Source organism: Gemmobacter serpentinus, from assembly GCF_008973825.1.
Classification (GTDB): domain Bacteria; phylum Pseudomonadota; class Alphaproteobacteria; order Rhodobacterales; family Rhodobacteraceae; genus Gemmobacter; species Gemmobacter serpentinus.
This window is the reverse complement of sequence record NZ_WCHR01000020.1, coordinates 78,840-100,145: the sequence shown is the minus strand read 5'-3', so window position 1 is coordinate 100,145 and position 21,306 is coordinate 78,840. Positions and strand designations below refer to the sequence as shown.

At 63.1% G+C, this 21,306-nt stretch carries 19 protein-coding genes; 10 read left to right on the top strand and 9 right to left on the bottom strand.

Annotated elements, in window-relative coordinates:
• Window positions 1-23: 23 nt before the first annotated feature.
• Window positions 24-956 carry a hypothetical protein gene (locus GBJ34_RS13340; protein ID WP_151719706.1) on the top strand — a complete coding sequence of 311 codons (933 nt, stop codon included), beginning with the start codon at window positions 24-26 and terminating at the stop codon, window positions 954-956.
• A 10-nt stretch (window positions 957-966) separates the two neighbouring features.
• Here the strand turns inward: GBJ34_RS13340 and GBJ34_RS13335 are convergent, their stop codons facing one another.
• The 3 genes from GBJ34_RS13335 to GBJ34_RS13325 are packed head-to-tail and all read right to left on the bottom strand — an operon-like array spanning window position 967 to window position 2,642.
• Complete coding sequence (locus GBJ34_RS13335; RefSeq protein ID WP_226341168.1) at window positions 967-1,173, bottom strand: hypothetical protein; 207 nt, start codon at window positions 1,171-1,173, stop codon at window positions 967-969.
• A 16-nt stretch (window positions 1,174-1,189) separates the two neighbouring features.
• Window positions 1,190-2,335, bottom strand: coding sequence for a WD40 domain-containing protein (locus GBJ34_RS13330; protein ID WP_151719705.1), 1,146 nt, complete (start codon window positions 2,333-2,335; stop codon window positions 1,190-1,192).
• A 10-nt stretch (window positions 2,336-2,345) separates the two neighbouring features.
• Window positions 2,346-2,642: a hypothetical protein gene (locus tag GBJ34_RS13325; protein ID WP_151719704.1), complete on the bottom strand. Its 297-nt coding sequence runs from the start codon at window positions 2,640-2,642 to the stop codon at window positions 2,346-2,348.
• Window positions 2,643-2,703: 61 nt separating this feature from the next.
• Between GBJ34_RS13325 and GBJ34_RS13320 the strand changes: the two genes are divergently transcribed.
• Window positions 2,704-2,949 (top strand): hypothetical protein, encoded by a 246-nt coding sequence (locus GBJ34_RS13320; RefSeq protein WP_151719703.1) that lies wholly within the window; start codon window positions 2,704-2,706, stop codon window positions 2,947-2,949.
• A gap of 6 nt (window positions 2,950-2,955) precedes the next feature.
• Here GBJ34_RS13320 and GBJ34_RS13315 read toward each other — a convergent pair whose 3' ends face one another.
• Window positions 2,956-3,405 carry a hypothetical protein gene (locus GBJ34_RS13315; protein ID WP_151719702.1) on the bottom strand — a complete coding sequence of 150 codons (450 nt, stop codon included), beginning with the start codon at window positions 3,403-3,405 and terminating at the stop codon, window positions 2,956-2,958.
• A gap of 756 nt (window positions 3,406-4,161) precedes the next feature.
• Between GBJ34_RS13315 and GBJ34_RS13310 the strand changes: the two genes are divergently transcribed.
• The 7 genes from GBJ34_RS13310 to groEL all read left to right on the top strand — a co-directional run bounded on the left by GBJ34_RS13310 (window position 4,162) and on the right by groEL (window position 12,172).
• Entirely contained in the window at window positions 4,162-5,829 is a 1,668-nt protein-coding gene (locus tag GBJ34_RS13310) for an aromatic/alkene/methane monooxygenase hydroxylase/oxygenase subunit alpha (RefSeq protein ID WP_151719701.1), read from the top strand.
• Window positions 5,830-5,929: 100 nt separating this feature from the next.
• Window positions 5,930-6,988, top strand: a complete 1,059-nt coding sequence (locus tag GBJ34_RS13305; protein WP_151719700.1) for an NADH:ubiquinone reductase (Na(+)-transporting) subunit F — start codon at window positions 5,930-5,932, stop codon at window positions 6,986-6,988.
• Between the two features lie 52 nt (window positions 6,989-7,040).
• Entirely contained in the window at window positions 7,041-8,099 is a 1,059-nt protein-coding gene (locus GBJ34_RS13300) for an aromatic/alkene monooxygenase hydroxylase subunit beta (protein WP_151719699.1), read from the top strand.
• 12 nt (window positions 8,100-8,111) lie between these two features.
• Window positions 8,112-8,483 carry an MmoB/DmpM family protein gene (locus tag GBJ34_RS13295; protein ID WP_151719698.1) on the top strand — a complete coding sequence of 124 codons (372 nt, stop codon included), beginning with the start codon at window positions 8,112-8,114 and terminating at the stop codon, window positions 8,481-8,483.
• 117 nt (window positions 8,484-8,600) lie between these two features.
• Window positions 8,601-9,623, top strand: a complete 1,023-nt coding sequence (locus tag GBJ34_RS13290; protein ID WP_151719697.1) for an amidohydrolase family protein — start codon at window positions 8,601-8,603, stop codon at window positions 9,621-9,623.
• A gap of 3 nt (window positions 9,624-9,626) precedes the next feature.
• Window positions 9,627-10,463 carry an iron-sulfur cluster assembly protein gene (locus tag GBJ34_RS13285; protein WP_151719696.1) on the top strand — a complete coding sequence of 279 codons (837 nt, stop codon included), beginning with the start codon at window positions 9,627-9,629 and terminating at the stop codon, window positions 10,461-10,463.
• 74 nt (window positions 10,464-10,537) lie between these two features.
• Window positions 10,538-12,172, top strand: coding sequence for a molecular chaperone GroEL (gene groEL, locus GBJ34_RS13280; RefSeq protein ID WP_151719695.1), 1,635 nt, complete (start codon window positions 10,538-10,540; stop codon window positions 12,170-12,172).
• 157 nt (window positions 12,173-12,329) lie between these two features.
• On the opposite strand, the gene GBJ34_RS13275 is transcribed toward groEL, so the two are convergent.
• From GBJ34_RS13275 to GBJ34_RS13265, 3 genes are all read right to left on the bottom strand, one after another.
• Window positions 12,330-14,345, bottom strand: a complete 2,016-nt coding sequence (locus tag GBJ34_RS13275; RefSeq protein ID WP_226341167.1) for a sigma-54-dependent Fis family transcriptional regulator — start codon at window positions 14,343-14,345, stop codon at window positions 12,330-12,332.
• 123 nt (window positions 14,346-14,468) lie between these two features.
• Window positions 14,469-14,963: a hypothetical protein gene (locus GBJ34_RS13270; RefSeq protein ID WP_151719694.1), complete on the bottom strand. Its 495-nt coding sequence runs from the start codon at window positions 14,961-14,963 to the stop codon at window positions 14,469-14,471.
• Between the two features lie 228 nt (window positions 14,964-15,191).
• Entirely contained in the window at window positions 15,192-16,130 is a 939-nt protein-coding gene (locus GBJ34_RS13265) for a hydrogen peroxide-inducible genes activator (protein WP_151719693.1), read from the bottom strand.
• A 149-nt stretch (window positions 16,131-16,279) separates the two neighbouring features.
• On the opposite strand from GBJ34_RS13265, the gene katG reads away from it, so the two are divergent.
• A complete protein-coding gene (katG, locus tag GBJ34_RS13260) occupies window positions 16,280-18,496 on the top strand; it encodes a catalase/peroxidase HPI (RefSeq protein ID WP_151719692.1) in 2,217 nt (738 codons plus the stop codon).
• A 69-nt stretch (window positions 18,497-18,565) separates the two neighbouring features.
• Here katG and GBJ34_RS13255 read toward each other — a convergent pair whose 3' ends face one another.
• A complete protein-coding gene (locus GBJ34_RS13255) occupies window positions 18,566-19,603 on the bottom strand; it encodes a zinc-dependent alcohol dehydrogenase family protein (protein ID WP_151719691.1) in 1,038 nt (345 codons plus the stop codon).
• Window positions 19,604-19,793: 190 nt separating this feature from the next.
• Entirely contained in the window at window positions 19,794-20,819 is a 1,026-nt protein-coding gene (locus GBJ34_RS13250; RefSeq protein ID WP_151719690.1) for an AraC family transcriptional regulator, read from the bottom strand.
• Window positions 20,820-21,306 lie beyond the last annotated feature (487 nt).

The window sequence follows — 21,306 nt, the reverse complement described above, 5'->3', positions numbered from 1 at the left end:
TGAGGTTTGATCGCGCAGATCCAATGTTGGGACCGGAGGCGTTCTACCGCGAAATGTCGCCGCAGCTTGCGGCGCGGATCCGGCAGATCTGGGCGATGCAAGGCCATGATCTTGACCGGATCTGGGGGCAGACCATTCGCACCTTGCCGGGCTTTCGCCCGCTGCAGGCACCGGATCGGCCCGCCGCAGACAGCCGCGCCCATGATGGGCTGTGCCTGTTCGATCAGGCGCTGATCTGGCTTACCGGCCTGCATCGTGCCGCCGGGGTGGGGCGGCAGGTGGATGGGTTGCGGCTCAGCCATGACCAGCTTTGCGCGCTGCATTTGTTGACCGGGCGCATGATCGAGACCGTGGCCGGCCTGCGCCAGCTGGTGCTGTCGGGTCTTGCGGTGCCGGCACTGCAACTGGCGCGTTCGGTCTCGGAGGATGTTGATATGGTGCTGGCGCTGCTGCTGCGCCGCAAATTGGCGCAGGCCTTTGTCACCTGTCGCAGCGCCGATGAGGCACATGATTTCTGGCGTCGCCATATTGCGGGCGGGCGCGCCTTCCGGCTGGTGGCGGAAAAGCTGTATAGCATCGGCCTCGATCACTCGGATCAAAGCGAATATGGCCATTGGCGGCGCGCGGTGCTGACCCTGCTGGGCTCTGCGGTGCATAGCTCTCCTCTCGGGCGGGGGCGGCAGACCGCCGCGCCGCTTTGGCCTGACGATCCGGTAGCGCGCGACGCGCTGGATTTCGTGACGCATCGCCTGCACGAGTTGTGTGCCTGGGCGCATCTGATCGACATCGGTCTGGCCGAGGATCTGGCGCAAATTGCCCTCGCCGGAGCCGAGGAAGCACCGCTGCTGGCCTATGCCGCAGCGGCGCGGGATATCATCTTCGATCAGATGCGTTGCGCGCTGGTGAGCCGCGCGTCCGAAACCGATACCGGGCCTGCCAGCGCGCTGCCGGGTTGATGCCGTCAGGTTAATGTGGCGCCTGGGTCGGACCGATCTTGTCGCTGGCGATCCAGCGCGCGGCCAGAACCAGCGTCCCCATGGCGAAATCCTTGCCATGGGCCGCGATCATCTCCTGCGAGACCTCTGCGATCCGGGCGAAAAAAGCATCCTTGCTGGCATCTTCGGCAGTTTGCGGCATCTGTGCGGCTTGGGTCATATCCTGTCCTTTCGTCATGTCTGGGTCTTGGCGGTCACTTGAAGATCTGTGGCGGCAGCGTGACCAGCGCGGCCTCGCCGCCTGCCGTGCCGAGCGCGAGGTGCAGCCCGTCCGATGACCAGTGCAGCGCGGTCACCGCATGGCCATCGGCCTGTCGCAGCGCCATTTCGGCACCATGCCCGACCCGCGCAATGGAGACCGCGCCATCCGCCGTGCCAAGCGCGATCAGGTCGCGCGTGGGATGGGCTGCGATCCGTTCGATCAGCACCAGACCGGATTGGCCGGTTTTCAGGGCACCAGTGGTCTCATTCCCGATCGGCGGCGTATCCAGCGCCCAACCTGCGGCACGGAATGCCCCCGCGGCGAACACCGCCCCCGCAGCGCGGTTGAAGGCCAGTGCCGCGGGCGGCGCGCGAAAATTGCCGATCCGGGCGACGGCGCGGTCGGCCCGCCGCAACAGCCAGAACCCATCCTTGCCGTTCGATCCGGCCAGCCATGCGCCATCGGTGGAAAAGGCCAGCGGCCCATGGCCACCCAGCGGCAGACTGTCATAGCCCTGTCGCGGCGGCCCAAGAAACAGTTCATCGGGCAATAGCACCGCCAGCGTGCCATCGCCCGGTGCGAAGGCGAGGGCGGAGGCGGGGCCCGGCGTCAAGAGCCCGCTTTGCCGGGCCATGCCTTCTTCATCATGCAGGTCGACCCACCCGTCGCGGGCGATGGCCAGCCGTCCCAGACCGTCCGAGGCCAATGCGAAGATCGGGCTGGGCTTGCCGGTCATCGGGATGACTTGCCCCCTCGGCGTCACACGATGAATGCGGCCATCCTGCCCCGCGGCCACAAGCCCGATACTGCCCGAGACCGCGAGCATTGCGGACCCTTGCGCCAGTTCCGGCGTGAGGATCGGTGCCGCCACGGGCTTTTCGCGCGGGCGGATGGTGCTGCGCCCACTATCGGCCTCGACCCGCATCCGGTGCAGGGGCGACTCCGCATCCTCGAGCGGCATCAATGCGATCCGGCCATCCTCCATCGCAAAGCCCGCGGCCTTGCCAGCCGCATCAAAGGCGATTTCGGCAACCGGCACATCAAGCCGCCAGCTGCGCGCCAACAGATCGAACAGGGGGGATTGTGGCGATGCGGCGGGCGCATCCGGCGCGGCCTTACGGGTGGCGGTTTCGCTCATGTCGGGGTCCTCATTTCAATGCGGCAAGTTCATGCCCAAGGGCAGCAAGGTGTCGTTCCAGATCGGCAATCCGGGCCTCCATCGCGCTGGCCTCTTGCCGGGCAAACGCCTCGGCGGCTTCGGCCTCGGCAAGTCCTGGGTTCGAGGCTCCCGGACCGGGGCGGTCCTCCAGCATTTGCCGGGCAAAGGCCGTTGCCGCCTGACGCTGCAACAGACGATGATAGGTGCCGGTCAACTGGCTCAGATCGGCGGTGATGCGGAACTGATCTGCCAAAATATCTTGTGCGCTGCGCGGATCCTTGGTCATTCTGCACCCCATACGTCAGAGTTCTGCCCCGCGATCCGGGGCCCGAAGACAGGAGGCCGCGATGCAGCAGCCCGATCCCGAGACCCGTTTCCTTGCCGCCATTGGCCGGGCTGCCAGGGCCCTTCTGGGGGCCGATCATCCGCTTGTGGGGGCCATGGGTGCTGCGGCGGTGCAGGAACAGCTTGCGGCCTTGGACGAGGGGCGCAGGGTGCAGATCCTTGCGGCCGCGCATCGTGAGATGCGCGAGGATCTGGCTGCGATCTGGGGCTTTCTGCCCGGCGCGTCCGCTGCTGGCGTGGTGCATTGATCCGGCTCATGATGGTGTTCTGCGCAGGGCGGCCTCATCGGCCTCCAGCCGGTCCACGACGCGCTGGATACCAGCGGTAAAGCGGGTTTCAGCCATGTCGATATGGCAGGCGATGGCATCCCAGATATCGACGCGCATCAGGGTTTCGACATCGCCGGTCAGGATCTCGATCTCGCCCAGACGAAAGCTGCGGGCCAGCGAAACGCCGGTCACGACAAATTCGCGCAACTCTACCGCGTGACTGTCGATAAAGAAGGGCAGCAAGGGATGGCTGTCCACCGTGACCCCGGCTTCGGCCAGCCGATCTTCCAGAAAGCGGCGGAAATGGCTGTGCAGAATTTCCTGGCTTTGGCCAAGGAAGCGCATGGTGAAGACCAGATCCTGCGGCGCGCGGGCAAGCATGGCTGCCGCCGTGCTGCGGGAAGGTGTCTGATCGGGATTCATCGGATCCGACATGGGAAAGGCCCTTCGGCAAACAGGCCGGGCACAGCCGGCATCTTCGCCAAGATTAACAGGGCAGGGGCGCGGCATCCAAAGATTTGTGGACCTAAGATTATGATTTGAAATGGAAAAATCGTTAACTTTTGTTACGTTTGTAACGGTCCGTTCCGGCGGCCCGTTACAGTTGCTGATGCGCGTTACATGCTGCAATGCCGCATGGGTTTACCGCACCTGCCGCGGGCCATTCCGGCACCGAATCGTGGCGCGGAGCGGGGCTGGCCCTGTGTAACGGCCCGTTCGTTACAGTTTTGCGCAACACTGTTCGGCCCGGTCGTGACAGCTGTAACGTTTTGCAACGGCAGCGGGGACAACGCTCTGGCGTGCCCGCACATGCCGCCCAAAATTCCCTAGAAATTAAAATTATTAAAATACAATGACTTGATTGGTTTACTCGATCCTGATCCCAAAAAATACATCCCGTTTCGTCGATCTGGCACGGGTTCTGCATGTATCCCCAGCACAATAAGGCGGCTGCCCGATCCCGGGTGGACCCCACAAGAACGAAGGACATGGGAGGAGAAGCGAGGCCACCGAAGCACGGCAGCACGCGACATGTATTGCCGATCTCGGGTTCTGGCCGCGTTGCCCGAAACCTTTGCCGTGACCTGACCCGGCCGCCTGCAAGGGCTGCGCCGGAAAGCCCGGGCGGAAAAACCGCCCACCGGCCCGGAACAAGCCAGTTCAGGCCGTCAACATCAGGAGATTCATGGCATGACGCAACTTACGCTCAACAAGATCACCGCGCAGCGCGGGATCTCGGTCGGCGAAGCCACGAAGAAGATCTCGGACCTTGGCTGGAACCCCAGCTATGTTCAGGAAGCCGCGACCTTCCCGACCGATTACAAGATCGCCAAGGCCCCGCGCGACCCGATGAAGCAGGTGCTGCGCTCCTACTTCCCGATGCAGGAAGAAAAGGACAACCGTGTCTATGGCGCGCTGGATGCGGCGCTGCGCGGCGACATGTTCCGCAACGTCCAGCCCCGTTGGGTGGAATGGATGAAGCTGTTCTTGGCGATCATCCCCTTCCCGGAAATCTCGGCGGCGCGCTCCATGGCAATGGTCGCGCGCATCGCACCGGGTGAGGATCTGCGCACCGGCTTTACCATGCAGATGGTCGACGAGTTCCGCCATTCCACCATTCAGATGAACCTGAAGAAGTGGTATATGGAGAATTATATCGATCCGGCGGGCTTCGACATTACCGAAGAGGCCTTTGGCAAGTGCTATGCCACCACCATCGGTCGCCAGTTCGGCGAGGGGTTCATCACCGGCGACGTGATGACCTCGGCCTGCATGTATCTGACTGTGGTCGCCGAAACTGCCTTCACCAACACGCTTTTCGTGGCCATGCCGTCGGAGGCCGCCCGCAATGGCGACTACGCGCTGCCCACCGTGTTCCTGTCGGTGCAATCCGATGAAAGCCGCCATATCGGCAATGGCCACTCGCTGCTGATGGCCGCGCTGAAAGAGCCGGAGAACCACCTGCTGCTGGAACGCGACCTGCGCTATGCATTCTGGCAGAACCACGCCATCGTCGATGCCGCCATTGGCACGCTGATCGAATACGGCACCACCAACCGCGACAAGGAGAAGGAATCCTACGCGGAGATGTGGCACCGCTGGATCTTCGAAGACTACTACCGCACCTATATGCTGCCGCTCGAGAAATACGGCATCAAGGTGCATCACGATGACGTCCAGGAAGCCTGGAACCGGATCACCAAGAAGAATTATGTGCACAAGGTCGCGCAGTTCTTCGCGGTCGGCTGGCCGGTGAACTTCTGGCGGATTGAAGCCCAGACCGACAAGGACTTCGAATGGTTCGAGCACAAGTATCCGGGCTGGTATGCCGAATTCGGCGACTTCTGGAAATGGTATGCCAAACTGTCGAAGCCGGGCCAGAAGGTCATCACCTTCAACGAGGAAACCGGCTACGTCTATCCGCATCGCTGCTGGTCCTGCCTGGTGCCCTGCCTCATCCGCGAGGATATGGTGGTGGACGAGATCGACGGCCAACTGCACACCTTTGCGCATGAGCTGGACCGCTGGACCGCCGTCGAGGCCTTCTCGAACGAGTATCAGGGTCGTCCGACGCCGGCGATGGGCAAGTTCTCGGGCAAGCGCGAATGGGAAACCGTCTATCATGGTTGGGATCTGGCCGATGCCATCAAGGATCTGAACTTCGTCCGTGACGATGGCAAAACCCTGGTGCCGCAGCCGCATTTGCGCTTTGACAACAAGGATATGTGGACGCTGGACGATGTGCGCGGCCATACCCTGCTGTCGCCGCTGACCCTGCTGCGCGAAATGACCCCCGAGGCGCGGGCCAAGCATATCGCCGAATATCAGGCGGGCTTCACCATCAATCCCTGCAACTGATCGCAGGCGGGCGGGGGCCGGACCCGGCCCCCGTCTTTCAACAGAATGGACCGAGGGCAGCCTTTGGGTTGCTGGACTGACGGCGGGGAGGCCGGACAGAATGGGAGAGGTTTACACCGTAAGGCTTGAACCCGTGGGCGTGGAATTCGAGGTCGAGGAAGACGAAACCGTCCTTGATGCCGCATTCCGCCAGGGGATCGCGCTGCCCCACGGATGCAAGGAGGGGCAATGTTCCGCCTGCAAATGCGTGCTGCTCGACGGTGAAGTCGAGATGCTGAAATATTCCACCTTCGCGCTGAATGATGGCGACCGGGATTCCGGCCAGATCCTGATGTGCCGCGCAAAGGCTTTCGACAACCTGACGATCGACCTTCTGAACTACGATGAGGAGGTGCTGTCGAAATCCATCCCCGTCAAACAGTTCGACGGACAGATCACGGATTTCCAGAAACTCACGCATGACATTCGCGGCGTCGAGATTGAGCTGAACGCGCCGCTCAAGTTCTGGGCGGGTCAGTATGTCGACATCACGGTCACCACCGAAGAAGGGGAGACGATCACGCGTTCGTTCTCCATGGCAAATCCGCCGAGCGAAACCCAAAAACTCTCCTTCATCATCAAGAAATACCCGGAAGGAAAATTCTCCAACCAGCTCGACAGCGGAGGAATCCGGGCCGGAGCAAAAGTGACGGTGACCGGCCCCTATGGCATGTGTTTCCGCCGCGAGGGTCGCGAGGGTCCGGTGGTGCTGGTGGGCGCGGGGTCGGGCATGTCGCCGGTCTGGTCGATCCTGCATGACCATATCGAAAGCGGCGAGGACCGGCCGGTCTATTTCTTTTATGGCGCGCGCACCGAGGACGACCTGTTCCATCTGGAGCGGCTGGCCGCAATCACCGCGACCAACCCTTCGGTCGAATTCATTCCGGTCCTGTCACACGCCCCCGAGGGCAGCGGCTGGAACGGCGAGACCGGCTTTGTTCATGAGGCGGTCGACCGCAAACTGCGCGAGCTGGGTCTGGAAGGGCAGGGCGATGTCTATGCCTGCGGTCCGCCGCCGATGATCGACGCGCTGACGCCGACGCTCTTCATGCTCGATTTCGAAAGCGAGCGGATTTTCTACGACAAGTTCACCACGACGTCCGGTTCGTCGGGTCACTAGCACGGCCCGACCGCTCATCGAGTGAACCAAACCACCCAGGGAGGAAAGACCAATGGCAGCAACAGCCACCGCTACCGGATCAGGGGCCGCCGGCTCTGCGATCTTCGCGGGATCGACCAGCCGCAAATACAATTACTTCGAACCGCGCGGCAAGCGGGCCACCCATTACGAGGATGTCACGGTTGACGTGCAGCCCGATCCCGAACGCTATCTGATCCAGGACTGGATCATCAGCTTCGGCAATGGCAAGGGTGCCTATACCAAGGACAATACCAGGGCGCTGTCCTCGAACTGGCACGCCTTCCGCGCGCCGGATCAGGAATGGGAACGCACCCATTATCAGCGCCAGTCGAAGATCGAGACCATGGTGCAGGCCGTCATCGGCAATGCCCGCAAGGCCGGCGCGCATCTGGTGTTCGACAGGGTCTGGCAAAAGGTTCTGCAGACGCATCTGGGCGCGTGGAAACATGCCGAGTTTGGCCTTGGCACTTCGCTGATGCAGGCGCAGCGCTATGGCTATACCCAGATGATCAACAATGCCACGCTGACCAATTCGTCCTACAAGATGCGGCTGGCGCAGGACATCACGCTCTATCTGGCCGAGATCGGCATGGATATCGAAGGCTGGGATGACGAGCTGGGCAAGAAGGCCTGGCTGGAGGATCCGGCCTGGCAGCCCTGCCGCCTGGCGATCGAGTCGATCATGGGGTCCGAAGACTATCTGGAGCAGTATTTCGCCATCAACCTGATCTTCGAGCCGCTGGTGGGCGAATTGTTCCGCTCGGGCTTTTTGATGCAGGCGGCGGCGGCGAATAATGACTTTATCACGCCCCCGGTGATCTCGGCGGCCGAAGCCGATTACGAGCGCAATCTCGCCAATACGATCGACCTGATCTACCTGCTGGTTCACGACGAAAAGCACGGGGCCCATAACCGCGCGCTGTTCCAGTCCTGGGTCAAGAAGCACGGCGATCTGGCCGACCGCGCCGCGACCGCGCTGCAACCTGTCTGGTCGCAGCCCCATTCCAAACCCGTGTCCTTCGCCGATGCACAGGCCGCCTCGCATGAGCGGCTGGCGCAGATCCTGGGCGAAATCGGCCTGAGCCGCTGAGAGGAGAGACCCATGTCCAGCACAGCACGCGACAGCACGAAGAGCAATATCTTCAAGTCCATGAAGGACATCGACCTCAGCAGCCGCGAAATCTCGCATGAATGCGGCGTCACCATGAATGACTCGGTCGAGGCCCGCGCCATCGCCGAATACATGGATCAGGACCCGAAGGTGACGGTGACCTATAACCCGGCCACCATCCGCATCGACGGCGAGGGCAAGCTGATCTTCAAGATGGATGACATCAGCGAATATCTGGGCCGCGAGATGACGGCCGAGATTTTCGAGGTCAACACCTCGACCCATTACGGGCGCATGGTGCGGATCGATGACAACACGGTGATCCTGTTCGGCGATATGGACGAGGTCTTCGCCTATATCTGACCGCCCGTGCGGGGTGCCTTCGGGCACCCCGTTGCCACCGCGCGGCAGCACCCGCAAGGCAGACGCGCGGCCAGCATCCGACAGCCCTTACCAAGACAAAATCCAGGGAGGACCCTTATGTTCAAGACACCCGACGGCAAAGAGATCTTCGTGCTGGACTGCCACACCCATTTCTGGAACGGCAGCCCCGAGAACCAGCGCAATGTGCATGGCAAGCAGTTCATCGATTGCTTCTACGCCTATCACACAGGGCTGAGCCCGAAGGAACAGCTCTGGGAAAAGGAGAAGTTCGAGAAGCAGACGGTTGAACAGGTTTACCGCGATCTGTTCATCGACGGGCCCGATGACATGGCAATCATCCAGTCCACCTACCTGAAGGATTTCTACAAGGAAGGGTTCAGCTCCATCGAGCGGTCGACCCAGCTGGCAGAGGTTAACCCCGGTCGTTTCATCGTGAACGGGTCCTTCGATCCACGCGATGGCGAAAAGGCGCTGGAATACATCCATTACATGAAAGAGACCTTCGATATCAAAGGGGTCAAGATGTATACTGCCGAATGGAACGGGGATTCCAAAGGCTGGAAGCTGACCGATCCCTCGGCCTATAAGTGCTTCGAGCTTTGCGAGAAGCTCGGGATCAAGAACATCCATGTCCATAAAGGCCCGACCATCCGGCCGCTGTCGAAAGATGCCTTTGCGGTGGGCGATGTGGATGATGCGGCGACCGATTTCCTCGGCCTGAACTGGATCATCGAACATTGCGGCCTGCCGCGTCTGGACGATTTCTGCTGGATCGCGACCCAGGAGTCGAACGTCTATGGCGGCCTCGCCGTGGCGCTTCCCTTCATCCATTCGCGCCCGCGCTACTTTGCCGAGATTATTTCCGAACTTCTGTTCTGGATCGGGCCGGAGAAGATCCTGTTCGGGTCGGATTACGCGATCTGGACGCCGCAATGGCTGGTGGAAAAGTTCTGGGATTTCCAGATCCCCGAGGATATCGCACAGGAACGCGGCGTGCAGCTGACCGACGAGATCAAGGAGAAGATCCTCGGCCTCAATGCGGCGCGGCTTTACGATATCGACGTGGCGGCCAAGCGCGCCGAACTGGCGCAAGCGCCCATCCGTATCGCGGCGGAATGAGCCATGGGCCTGCCGCAGATCAAAGGTGCGCAGGCAAGGGAAGTGTGGCGGCGTCTTGGCGCCGTCACCGACCCCGAGCTGGATGAGCCGATCACCGATATGGGCTTTGTCGAACGGCTGGAGGTGCGGCGCGGCGAGGTCGAGATCGCCTTTCGCCTGCCGACCTATTGGTGTTCGCCGAACTTCGCCTTTCTGATGGCCGATGGCATTCGCCGGGCGGCACTTGCCCCGTCCTGGGCCTGTGCCGCGCGGGTTGTCCTGCTGGACCATTGCTATGCCGAGCGGGTGAATGCCGCCGTCAATGGCGACCAGTCGTTTGATGCAGTCTTCGCAGAGATGAGCGACGGGGCGGATCTGTCCGAACTGCGCGAGACCTTCCGCGAGAAGGCCTTTCTGCGCCGGCAAGAGGCGGTGATCCGCGGCTTGATCGCGATGGGCTGGACCCATGCGCAGATCACCGGCCTGTCACTTGCCGGGTTTGATGCGCTGAACCTGAGCAACCAGCCCGAGGCCGCGATGCAAAAGCCGCGTTACCGCGAGATCCTTGTTGCGGACGGTCTGGCGCTGCTGCCCGATGATCCGGCTTTCGTGACCTGGCGGGGTGATCCGCTGCCGTCCGAAGAGTTGGGCGATCATCTCATGCGGCTGCGCGCGCTGCGCATCAATATGGAGTTCAACGGCGCCATGTGCCGGGGCCTTGCCGCCGCGCGCTACAAAGAGGTCGACCGTTCCGGAGAGGAGCCGGAGCTGATCGATTTCATTCTGGGGCGGGTGCCGCCCCGGGAGCAGCCAGCCAGCACCTATGGGGCCAGCCCGGACAGTCCGGGCCACCGGGGCTGAGCCACGCCAACCCAACCACCATGAAGGGAAACCGGCGCGACCCTGCGCGTCCGGTCACAAGGGAGGATTACCCGATGCCGAATTTTCTGCTGCACTCGATCGAGGCCCGCCGGGCGCTGGCGCGCGGGGTTGCGCGCCTTGCCGCCGCGGTTGAGCCGACGCTGGGCCCCAAGGGGCTGAACGCGATGATCGATCGCCCCGTGGGCACACCGCTGGTGACCCGTGACGGGGTGTCGATCGCCACCGAAATCGAACTGCCCGACCGTTTCGAGAACATGGGCGCGCAGGTGGTGCGCGAGGTTTCGATGCAGACCAATGAGGTCGCGGGCGACGGCACCACCACCGCCATCGTGCTGGCCAATGCGATGATCCAGCAGGGCGTGACCCAGGCTGAGCGCGGTGCCCGGACCGTGGATCTGTGCCGCGGGATCGAGCTGGCGGTGGCCAAGGTGGTGGAGACGCTGCACGCCCAGTCCGTGCCGGTAAAAGACAATCCGCGTCTGCTGGCTGCCGTCGCCAATATTGCGGCGACCGATCCCCGTCTGGGCGCGATCGTGGCCGAAGCGCATTCCCGCGTGGGCGAGGATGGCATCATCACCGCCGATTTCTCGGTCACGGTGGAGACCACGCTGGAAGTGATCGAGGGCATGTCCTTTGAACGCGGCTATATCTCGCATCACATGGTCACCGATCAGGACGAGATGGAGGCGGTGCTGGACAAGCCGCTGATCCTGCTGACGGATCAGAAGATCCTCTCGCCGTCCGCGCTGGATGGCGCGCGCGCCATTGCCGATGCTGAAGGGCGGTCGTTGCTGATCGTGGCCGAAGAGATCGCGCCCGAAGTGGTTGTGACCTTGCTGGAGGCCGCGCCTCCGGGCAAATATCTGATCGTGCATCCGCCGGAATATGGCCATTGGCGCAAGGCATTGATGGATGATCTGGCAATCTTGACCGGGGGCGAAGTGCTGGCGCGCGATCTGGGCCGCAAGGTCGAGAATGTCACGCGTGAGCAATTGGGCGCAGCGCGGCAGGTCCGGGCCTCGGCCAGTCAGACCACGGTGATCGGTGGCGCGGGCGATGCGGGTGCGATCACGGCGCGCCGCCTGCAGGTGCAGCGCCAATATGATATCGCCCCGCCCAATATCGAACAGGACAAGCTGCGCGAACGGCTGGCCAAACTGTCGGGCGGCACGGCGGTGATCCATGCCGGTGGCCTGACCCCGGTGGAGCAAAAGCGCAAGATCCAGCTGATCGAGGATTCGCTTTATGCGATCCGCGCCGCGGTGGAGGAGGGCGTGGTGCCGGGCGGCGGCTCGGCGCTGGCCCATGCCGCGCCGGTGCTTGACGATGTGGTGGCCGGGGCCTCGGGTGATGTGGCGGCGGGGGTCGATCTGGTGCGATCAGTGCTCACGCGGCCGCTGGCGCGGATCGCGCTGAATGCGGGATGCGACCCCAATGCGGTCATCGCTGAGGTCGTGCGATCCGGCGATGGCATGGGCTTTGATGCGTCACAGGGCCGTTTCCAGGACATGATCGAGGCCGGCATCGTCGATCCGGTGCGCGTCACCTGTTCGGCTCTGGCCAATGCGGCCTCGGTCGCCTGTCTGATCCTGACCACCGAGACCCTGATCGGCCATCAGGAGGAATACGTTGATCCGACCGCAGGTCCGGCCCTTGGCGGCGGGTCGGAGCGGTTGGGGCGGCAGTAACCCCCGTCGGAAAAGGTCACCATGTCCCGCCTGTGATACAGGCGGGACATGTGTCCGGCACCCGGATCAGTCACCCTTGTCCCCGGGCGGCTGTGCCCGATCTGGTGGTGTCGGCCTTCCCCGCGCGGATGCGGCCGCGCGGGGTTTTTCCTGCGCCCTATCCAAAGGTGCGGCGGATGCCGTAAGTCTTCAATTTGCGATAAAGCGTCGGCCGCGAAATGCCGAGCGCATTGGCCACGCGCGTCAGATTGCCCTGTTCGGCGATCAGCGTGCGGCGGATCGTCTGCTCCTCCACATCGGTCAGATTGACCAGCGTTGCAGCGTCGATCGGGGCCGCGGGTGCGGTGCTGGCAACGACTTCGCGCATCGCCTTGGGCAGATCTTCGGCGGTGACCACGCTGCCGGACAGCATCAGATGCAGGCGCTCGAACATGTTGCGCAATTCGCGCACATTGCCGGGCCAGGCATAGCCCGTCATCAGATGCGCGGCCTCCTCCGACAATTGCAGCGGCTCGCGTTTCAGCCGCACCGCCACCGCCCGATTGAAGTGATCGGCCAGCGCGAGGATGTCGCTTTGCCGTTCCCGCAGCGGGGGCACCTCGATGGTGATCGCGCCGAGCCGGTAATACAGATCCCGGCGGAAGCGCCCGGCCTCGACCTCCTGGCTCAGATCGCGGTTGGTCATTGCGACCAGTTGCACATCCACCTGGCGCCTGCGAGAACAGCCGATGCGATAGACGGCCCTTTGCTCCAGAACCCGCAGCAGATAGGGCTGCAATTCCAAAGGCATCTCGCCGATCTCATCAAGGCAAAGCACCCCGCCATCGGCCTGTTCAAACTTGCCGGGCTTGCCGTCGCGTGTGGCGCCCGTAAAGGCCCCCGGGGCATGGCCGAACAGTTCTGAGCCGAACAGCTCGGCCGAGATTGCGCCGCAATTCACCGTGATGAAAGGGGCACGCCCCTTATGCGCAGCCGCACTGTGGATCAGCCGCGCAAACAGCTCCTTGCCGACCCCGGTCTCACCCTGAATCAGCACGGCAGATCCGGCGCTTGCTGCGCGGCGGGCCAGATCGACTGCGGTGCTGAACTTCGGCGCCTGACCGATCATCAGCAATTCGTCATGCTCGGCCCCCGCGCGCGGTGGAATGCGGAAGGGCTCCGCCGGTGGGGTCGACACAGCCCGGATGCGCGGCGGCAGCACCAGCGCGGCCCCGCTGAACTCGCCATCCAGGAACAGCCGCGAAATGCCGCTGGGGCGCAGATCCGGCGGGATGGCCCGGGCGATGTCCTGATCGCTCATCGTTACGGAAAGCGGAATGAACTTCTGCCCCAGCGACAGCTTCGGAACCATCTGGTCACGCGGCGCGTCCGAGGGGATGCGATGATACATCACCCGGCCGATGCGATCCAGGATCAGCACCGCGTCGCGGCTGCTGCGCGCCGGGCCATTGTCCCAAAATGCCTCCAGCAGCCGGGTGCGGCGCATCTCCTCGCGTTCCGCCAATGCGGCCTCGATCTCGCGCGCGACCGAGGCGATCATCGCCACATTATGCGGACGAAAGATCGCGGGCGGGCCGGACAGATCCACCGCGCCGATGATGCGTTGATCCACCGGATCGCGGATCGGGGCCGCGGCGCAGGTCCAGGCCTTGATGCCCTGACAGAAATGTTCCGAGGCATGAACCAATGTGGGCCGCCCCGACCGGATCGCCGTGCCGATACCGTTGGTGCCGATCGCCGCCTCGTCCCATTTGCCGCCCCGGATCAGATGGATGCTGCGCGCGGCGTAATGGGTGCGCAGATCGCCAATCTGTTCCAGCACCAGCCCCTCGGCATCGGTCAGGATCAGCAGCGCGTTGGCCTCTGACAAGAGCGGCCCCATCTTCTCAAAGGGGCGTTCGGCGGCGGCGCGCAGATCTGCGTTCTTTTGCTGCGCTGCCTCCAGCATCTCTTCGGTCTCGTCCAGGGGCGCAAGCTCGGCCGTGGCATCAATGCCGGAGGCCAGGCTGCGCGTCCAGGATTCGAGAATTTCGCGGCGCACCCCGGCAGTGCGGCTTTGCTCCATATTGCGATAGGTCAGGAAATCTTCCCAGGCGCGCATGGTGGCGCGCTGGTCAAGCCAGTCATCAAACATGCCGGTCCGGGTATGAAATCCCGAAAGCTGATCGGTCATGCAAGTCCTCCCAAGGGGCTGGGGCGAAAGCATCGCCCTTGCTACGTCGCGCCGAGATGCAGGTGATCCGATATCTGCGGGAGGATCGGCACCCCTTTGCCGGGTGCCAGCAGATGGACGCGATCAACTGAAGCCCAGGCGTTCCGAGATTTCGGCGGCAAGCAGGCTTTCGGGGCAGGCGTGATCGATGATCTGGCCATCCAGCTCGCCGATTCTTTCGGTCACCTCATCGGGCAGGGACGACATGAACCCGTTCTCGCGAGAGGCCAGCGCGAAATAGCGCGTGCCATCCTGACGGCGGATCTCGCCGAGAAAATGCACCTGCCGACCCGAGCCGCTGTCATAGGCGACAACCCGGTTGTTGACGCTGACCCGCACCCGGATATCGCCGGTGTCGGAGCTGATCTGTGCGCCTGCGGCACCATCAAAAATCAGCTTACCTTCGGGCGGTGGCGGCGCGTTGGCGGCAGCGGCCTTGGCCCGTTTGTCGGCGCTATAGGCCCCTTGGGTCAGATGGTCGGCGATCTGGGTGATCGCACCCTGATTCGCCTGAATCATCCGCCTTGCGCGCTCATCCTCGCGGCGCGGGCCATCGCGTTTCGAAATGATGTCGACCATGGTCATCCTCCCAAATGTCCAGAGATCTTTACCTTTGAAATCAAGAATATGACCCTGGTCAGCCTCCCCGCTGACGGTCTGGGTCACAGCCTTGCATCCTGTGTCTGAAACAGGCTTGCACCACCGCTTCTGCGAAAGAAAGCTACAATAGGGATATGGCTTTCAGCAAGTATTTCCGCGAAAGCATCCCGGTCGACTGTGCAGCTGCGCCGCGGCGTAGGCCGGTTTTCAATCGCGCCGCCAGCCGGGCAGCGTGGTCAGCCCGCGGGATTGGCGCAGCCGCAGCCCGCAGGCGCGAACCACCTCGGCAATCTGCATCAGATGCGCCTCCATCGGGCTGGATTTGCGCCAGACCATGCCGATGGATCGCAAAGGCTGCGGGTCACGAAAGCGCGAAACCGACACGGCGGCCGATCGGGTTTCAATCTCCACCGCCATCTCGGGGATCAGCGTCACGCCGACCCCAACCCCGACCATCTGCACCAGCGTCGAGAGGGAACTTCCATCCAGCATTTCGCGTGGCTGGGTCGAGGGCATGTCGCAGAAGGAAAGCGCCTGGGTGCGGAAGCAATGCCCTTCTTCCAGCAGCAAAAGCCGCATCTCGCGCAGCTTGTCACGGTTGGGCACCGGACGGTCGGCCTCCTGTTGGGGGCGGATCAGCACGAAACGTTCGGTGAAAAGCGCAACCTCGGTCAGTGCGGGTTCGTCCACCGGCAGCGCCAGAATCGCGGCATCGATCCGGCTATCCAGCAACTCATCTATCAGGCGCGAGGTCATGCTTTCGCGCAGGATCGGGCTCAGATCGGGAAATTCTTCCGCCAGCCGGGTGATGACGGCCGGCAGCAGATAGGGCGCAATGGTCGGAATCACGCCCAGCCGCAGCTTGCCTGCAGGCGCACCGCCCGCCGCGCGGGACAGCCCGTCGAGGTCTTCGAGGATGGCGAGCATGGCCTTGGCGCGCTGATGCACCATGGTGCCAAAGGCGGTCAGCCGCACCCCGCGCGGCCCGCGTTCCAGAAGGGGGGATCCCGCGCCCTCCTCCATCTCCTTGATTTGCATCGACAAGGCAGGCTGGGTCACCGCGCAGGCCTCTGCTGCCGCGCTGAAGGTGCCCAGCCGGGCCAGGGCATCGAAATAGCGGATCTGTTTCAGGGTCAGGTTTCGCATCAGAATATCTTATATACATCATCAGAATATTCAAGTTTCCCTGAAGTCATTGTCGGGGCTAGAATGATTCCAGATCGGGTCGGGCTGCAGGGAGGCAGTCCGTCCCGGTCCGCAGGTTGATAAGAACCGCCGATCCGAGGGAGATTGAAATGGACGGAAACAAACCCGCCGGGCGCTGCCCGGTGATCCATGGCGCAGTGCCGCAAACCACGCTTGGCGGGCGGGGCAACAAGGACTGGTGGCCGAACCAGCTGAACCTTGCGATCCTGCATCAGCACGCCCCGAAATCAGACCCGATGGGCGTGGGTTTCGACTACCGGGCCGAGTTCCAGAAGCTGGATTATGACGGGCTGAAGCGTGACCTGGCCGCCTTGATGACCGACAGCCAGGATTGGTGGCCGGCAGATTGGGGCCATTACGGTGGCTTGATGATCCGCATGGCCTGGCACGCGGCGGGCACCTACCGGACGGCGGATGGGCGCGGCGGCGGCTCTACCGGCAACCAGCGTTTCGCTCCGCTGAATTCCTGGCCCGACAATGGCAATCTGGACAAGGCGCGCAGGCTGCTCTGGCCGATCAAGCAGAAATACGGCAACCGGATCTCCTGGGCCGATCTGATCTTGCTGGCGGGCAATGTCGCGATGGAGACGATGGGCTTCAAGACCTTCGGCTTTGCCGGGGGGCGTGCCGATATCTGGGCGCCGGAGGAAGACATTTACTGGGGGCCGGAGGGGGAGTGGCTTGCCACCTCCGACAAGCCGTCCAGCCGGTATTCGGGCGAACGCGATCTGGCGAACCCGCTGGCGGCCGTGCAGATGGGGCTGATCTATGTGAACCCGCAGGGGCCGGACGGCAATCCTGATCCGGTCGCATCGGGCCGAGATGTGCGCGACACATTCGGTCGCATGGCCATGAATGACGAGGAAACCGTGGCGCTGGTCGCCGGCGGACACACTTTTGGCAAGGCGCATGGCGCGGGCGATCCCTCGCTGGTCGGCGCTGAACCCGAAGGCGGCGCGATTCAGGATCAGGGCTTTGGCTGGTTGAACCGGCTGGGTTCGGGGCACGGCGTTCATACCACGACGTCGGGCTTTGAGGGCGCGTGGAAGCCCAATCCGACGACGTGGGACAATGGCTATTTCGACATGCTGTTCGGCTATGAATGGGAACAGGTGACCAGCCCGGCTGGCGCGATCCAGTGGCGTGCCAAGGATTGCCGCCCAGAGCACATGATCCCGGATGCCCATGATCCGGCGGTGAAACATGCCCCCTTCATGACGACGGCGGATCTGTCGCTGCGCTTTGACCCGATTTATGAACCGATTGCGCGCCGGTTCCACCAGAACCCTGACCAGTTCGCCGATGCCTTCGCGCGGGCCTGGTTCAAGCTGCTGCACCGCGATCTGGGGCCGCGCGCGCTTTACCTTGGGCCAGAAGCCCCGACCGAGGATTTGATCTGGCAGGATCCGATCCCGGCCCGCGATCATGCGTTGATCGATGCTGCAGATATCGTCGAGCTGAAAGCCGAGATCCGGGCGACCGGACTGTCGACGGCGGCATTGGTGGGCACCGCATGGGCCTCGGCCTCCACCTTCCGGGGCTCGGACAAGCGGGGCGGGGCCAATGGTGCCCGTATCCGCCTTGCGCCACAAAAGGATTGGGAGGTGAACCAGCCCAAGCAACTGGCCCAAGTGTTGGCCGCATTGGAAAGCATCCAGTCCGATTTCAACGCGGCGCAAAGCGGGGGCAAGCGGGTATCCCTGGCCGATCTGATCGTGCTGGCAGGCGGCACCGCGATCGAGGCTGCGGCGCGGGCGGCCGGGCAGCCGGTGACGGTGCCTTTCACCCCGGGCCGGATGGATGCGACGCAGGCGCAGACCGATGCCGCGAGCTTCGATCCGCTGGAGCCGGAGGCCGATGGTTTCCGAAACTACTCCAACGGACGTTTCAGCACCGCACCTGAAGAGATGCTGGTGGATCGGGCGCAGCTTCTGACACTGTCTGCGCCGGAAATGACCGTGCTGGTCGGCGGGTTGCGGGTGCTGGGGGCCAATCATGGTGACACAGCCCATGGCGTGCTGACGCTGCGCAAGGGCCAGCTGACTAATGACTTCTTCGTCAATCTGCTGGATATGGGCACGCAATGGCAGTCGGTCAGCGAAGACCAGACGCTGTTCGAGGGGCGCGACCGAAAAACCGGCGCGCTGCGCTGGACCGGCACGCGGGCCGATCTGGTCTTCGGGTCCAACTCGCAATTGCGGGCCTTGGCCGAGGTCTATGCCCAAGCAGACAATGGCGCGAAATTTGTGGCCGATTTCGTCTCGGCCTGGGTCAAGGTGATGGAGCTTGATCTGTTCAAGGCCTGATGGCGGCGGCTCACCGGAAAACCTGATTGCGGATGGCGGGCTTTCGCCCGCCATCCTCGTTATACAGGGTCAGGCTGAAAGGATGACCTTCATCGCCTTCTCGCGGGCCGCATTGGCGAAGACGTCATAGGCTTGCAGAATATCGCCCAGCCCGAAACGGTGGGTGATCAGCTGTTTGGCATTGACCTTGCCTGCCTGCAGCGTCTTCAGCAGCATCGGAGTCGTGCTGGTGCAGACCAGACCCATCGCGATATTGATGTTCTTGATCCACAGCTCTTCGATATGCAGCTGCACGGGTTTGCCGTGCACGCCGACATTGGCGATGCTGCCACCTGCCGCCACGATCTTCTGGCAGATGTCAAAGGTCGCGGGCACGCCGACCGCCTCGATCGCCACATCGACGCCGGTGCCGCCGGTCATCTGCAGGACATGCGCCACGGCATCGGTCTGGCCAACCTGCACGGTATCGGTGGCGCCGAACTTCAGCGCCAGCTCCAGCCGTGCCGGATCGGTGTCGATCATCACGATACGACCGGGCGAATAGAACTGTGCAGTCAGCAGCGCCGACATGCCGACCGGGCCAGCCCCAATGATGGCGACGGTATCGCCGGGCTTCACCCGCCCCGCCTGCACGCCAATCTCCAGCCCGGTGGGCAGGATGTCGGACAGCATGACCAGCGCCTCTTCATCCGCGCCTTCGGGGATCGCATAAAGCGAGTTGTCGCCATGCGGAATGCGGACATATTCCGCCTGCGTACCATCGATCCTGTGACCCAGGATCCAGCCGCCATCGGCGCAATGCGCGTAAAGCTGGCGCTTGCAATTGGGGCAGGAGCCACAAGAGGTCACGCAGGAGATCAGCACCGGATCGCCCTTCTTGAAATTGCGCACGGCACCGCCAACCTCTTCGACGATGCCGACGCCTTCATGTCCGAGGATGCGGCCCACATCCACCGTGGGCACATCGCCTTTCAGGATATGCAGGTCGGTGCCGCAGATTGTGGTCTTCATCACCTTGACGATGACATCAGTCGGCTTCTGGATTCCGGGTTTTTCCTTCTCGATCCAGTCTTTCTTGCCGGGTCCTTGATAAACGAGCGCCTTCATGCCGGTCCTCCTCCTTGCCAGCGGTCAGTTACGGGGCGCGGCGTGTCTCCGGCCCCGGGGGCAAGGCTATCGGCAGGGGGTGGGCTATGCATGCAAAGGTATGCAGGGCGGCGTTCGGGATCGGCAAATCGCGTTCGGGATCGGCAGCAAACTGCGCTCTTGCCCAGCAAGGAAATTGCGGCGTGTTATGTTATACCATATGCTTTCGTTTCTGGCGGCGCCGCAATGTGGCCGCAGGGGTTTCGCCGAATTGCCTGCGATATTTCACGGCCAGCGCCCCCAGATTGATATAGCCATGCGCCGCCGCGATCTGTGACACGGTTGCTTGCGGTGCGGCTGCGTTCAAGGCGCGGTTCAGCGCATCCAGGCGCGCGCGGCCAAGATAATCTTGCGGGGTAAAGCCACGAAACCGCCGGAACCCTTCCGAAAGGGTGCGGGCGCTGACCCCCAGTCGGGCCGCGATATCCAGCACGCCGGGGGCTTCGGCGGCCAGTTCGGTCATCAGGCGTTCGGCCTCGCGCACATAATGCGGTGCCGCCGCCCGCGCCCCGGTTTCCAGATTGAGATCGGCGCTCAGGGCCCAGTTCTGCAACAGTTCAAGGCTGATGGTTTCCTCAACCCGTCGCTCGATCAGCGGGTTCGCGATCGCATCGCGCCGCGCATCAAGCGACCGCGTGGCATATTCCAGCAGCGACAACCAGGCGCTGTGCCCGACGCCAAAGACCATGCGCTTGCGCCACAGCTCGTCGCCGGGCACAAAGCCATACCAGCGCAGCGCCGTCTCTTCCATCAATTGATGGGGAATGGTCAGGTTCAGTTGCAGGTCGTTGCCATCGGCCACGTTCCAGTAATCGGTGCGGCTGCAATCCACCACATAACTGTCGCCGGGCCGGGTGTCGAAAGCATCATTGCCGCCCAGGGGGTGGCGCACCGATCCGCGCAGCGTATTGACCACGATGATATTGCCAGAGCTGGGATCGAATTCATCGGCCCGTGTCGGTGTGCCAAAGCAGAAGCGGCTGAAGGTGATCTGGCCGACCTTCAACATGCGCATCGTGGCCTCGGGGTCCATGCCATGGGTCAGCGGGCGGCTGGTCAGCGGCATATAGGCCCTGGCGCAGAAATCGTTGACGATGGCCCAGTCGCGGGTGCCGTTCAGCTTGCCCTGAAGCAGCGGCCTGCCCTGGCCATCCTCCAGCAATGCGGTCTCCAGCATCGGCGTTACCCCCCCATGTCGCGCCTTGTTGTCCGATCCGACGGGCACCGTTCTCTGGCGGGGTGCCTTCTGTCGAAGGTTGCGGCCATTGCGGCCGCTGAATCACCGCCAGATCCGGGCGAGATTGGCGCAAGGATGCAGGCGGCAGGGCCTGTTCACAAGTCAAATTCGCGGTGGCCGGTTTGCAGGGCCGGGATCCGAGGTATCGCGCCGGGCCTGCGCCGTTGCGGTCAATGCCGCGCGCGGGGCGCTGGCCGCGCCCCTATGGCAATCGGCGGAACTGGCCTGACAGGGCCCCCCCTGTCATCGGGTCATCGGGGCGCAATTGTCACCTGCCATGGGCTCACTTTCGGCGGCCTGCCAATTGGGGCCGCGCGCAAAGGGCGGCTGTCTGGCCGTGACATCTTGGAAGGGCATCGATGCCGAAGATCATGGCGCGACTGTCCAAGGGCGGTTGGAAATGCGGTGCGAAATCAGCGTGCCGCCG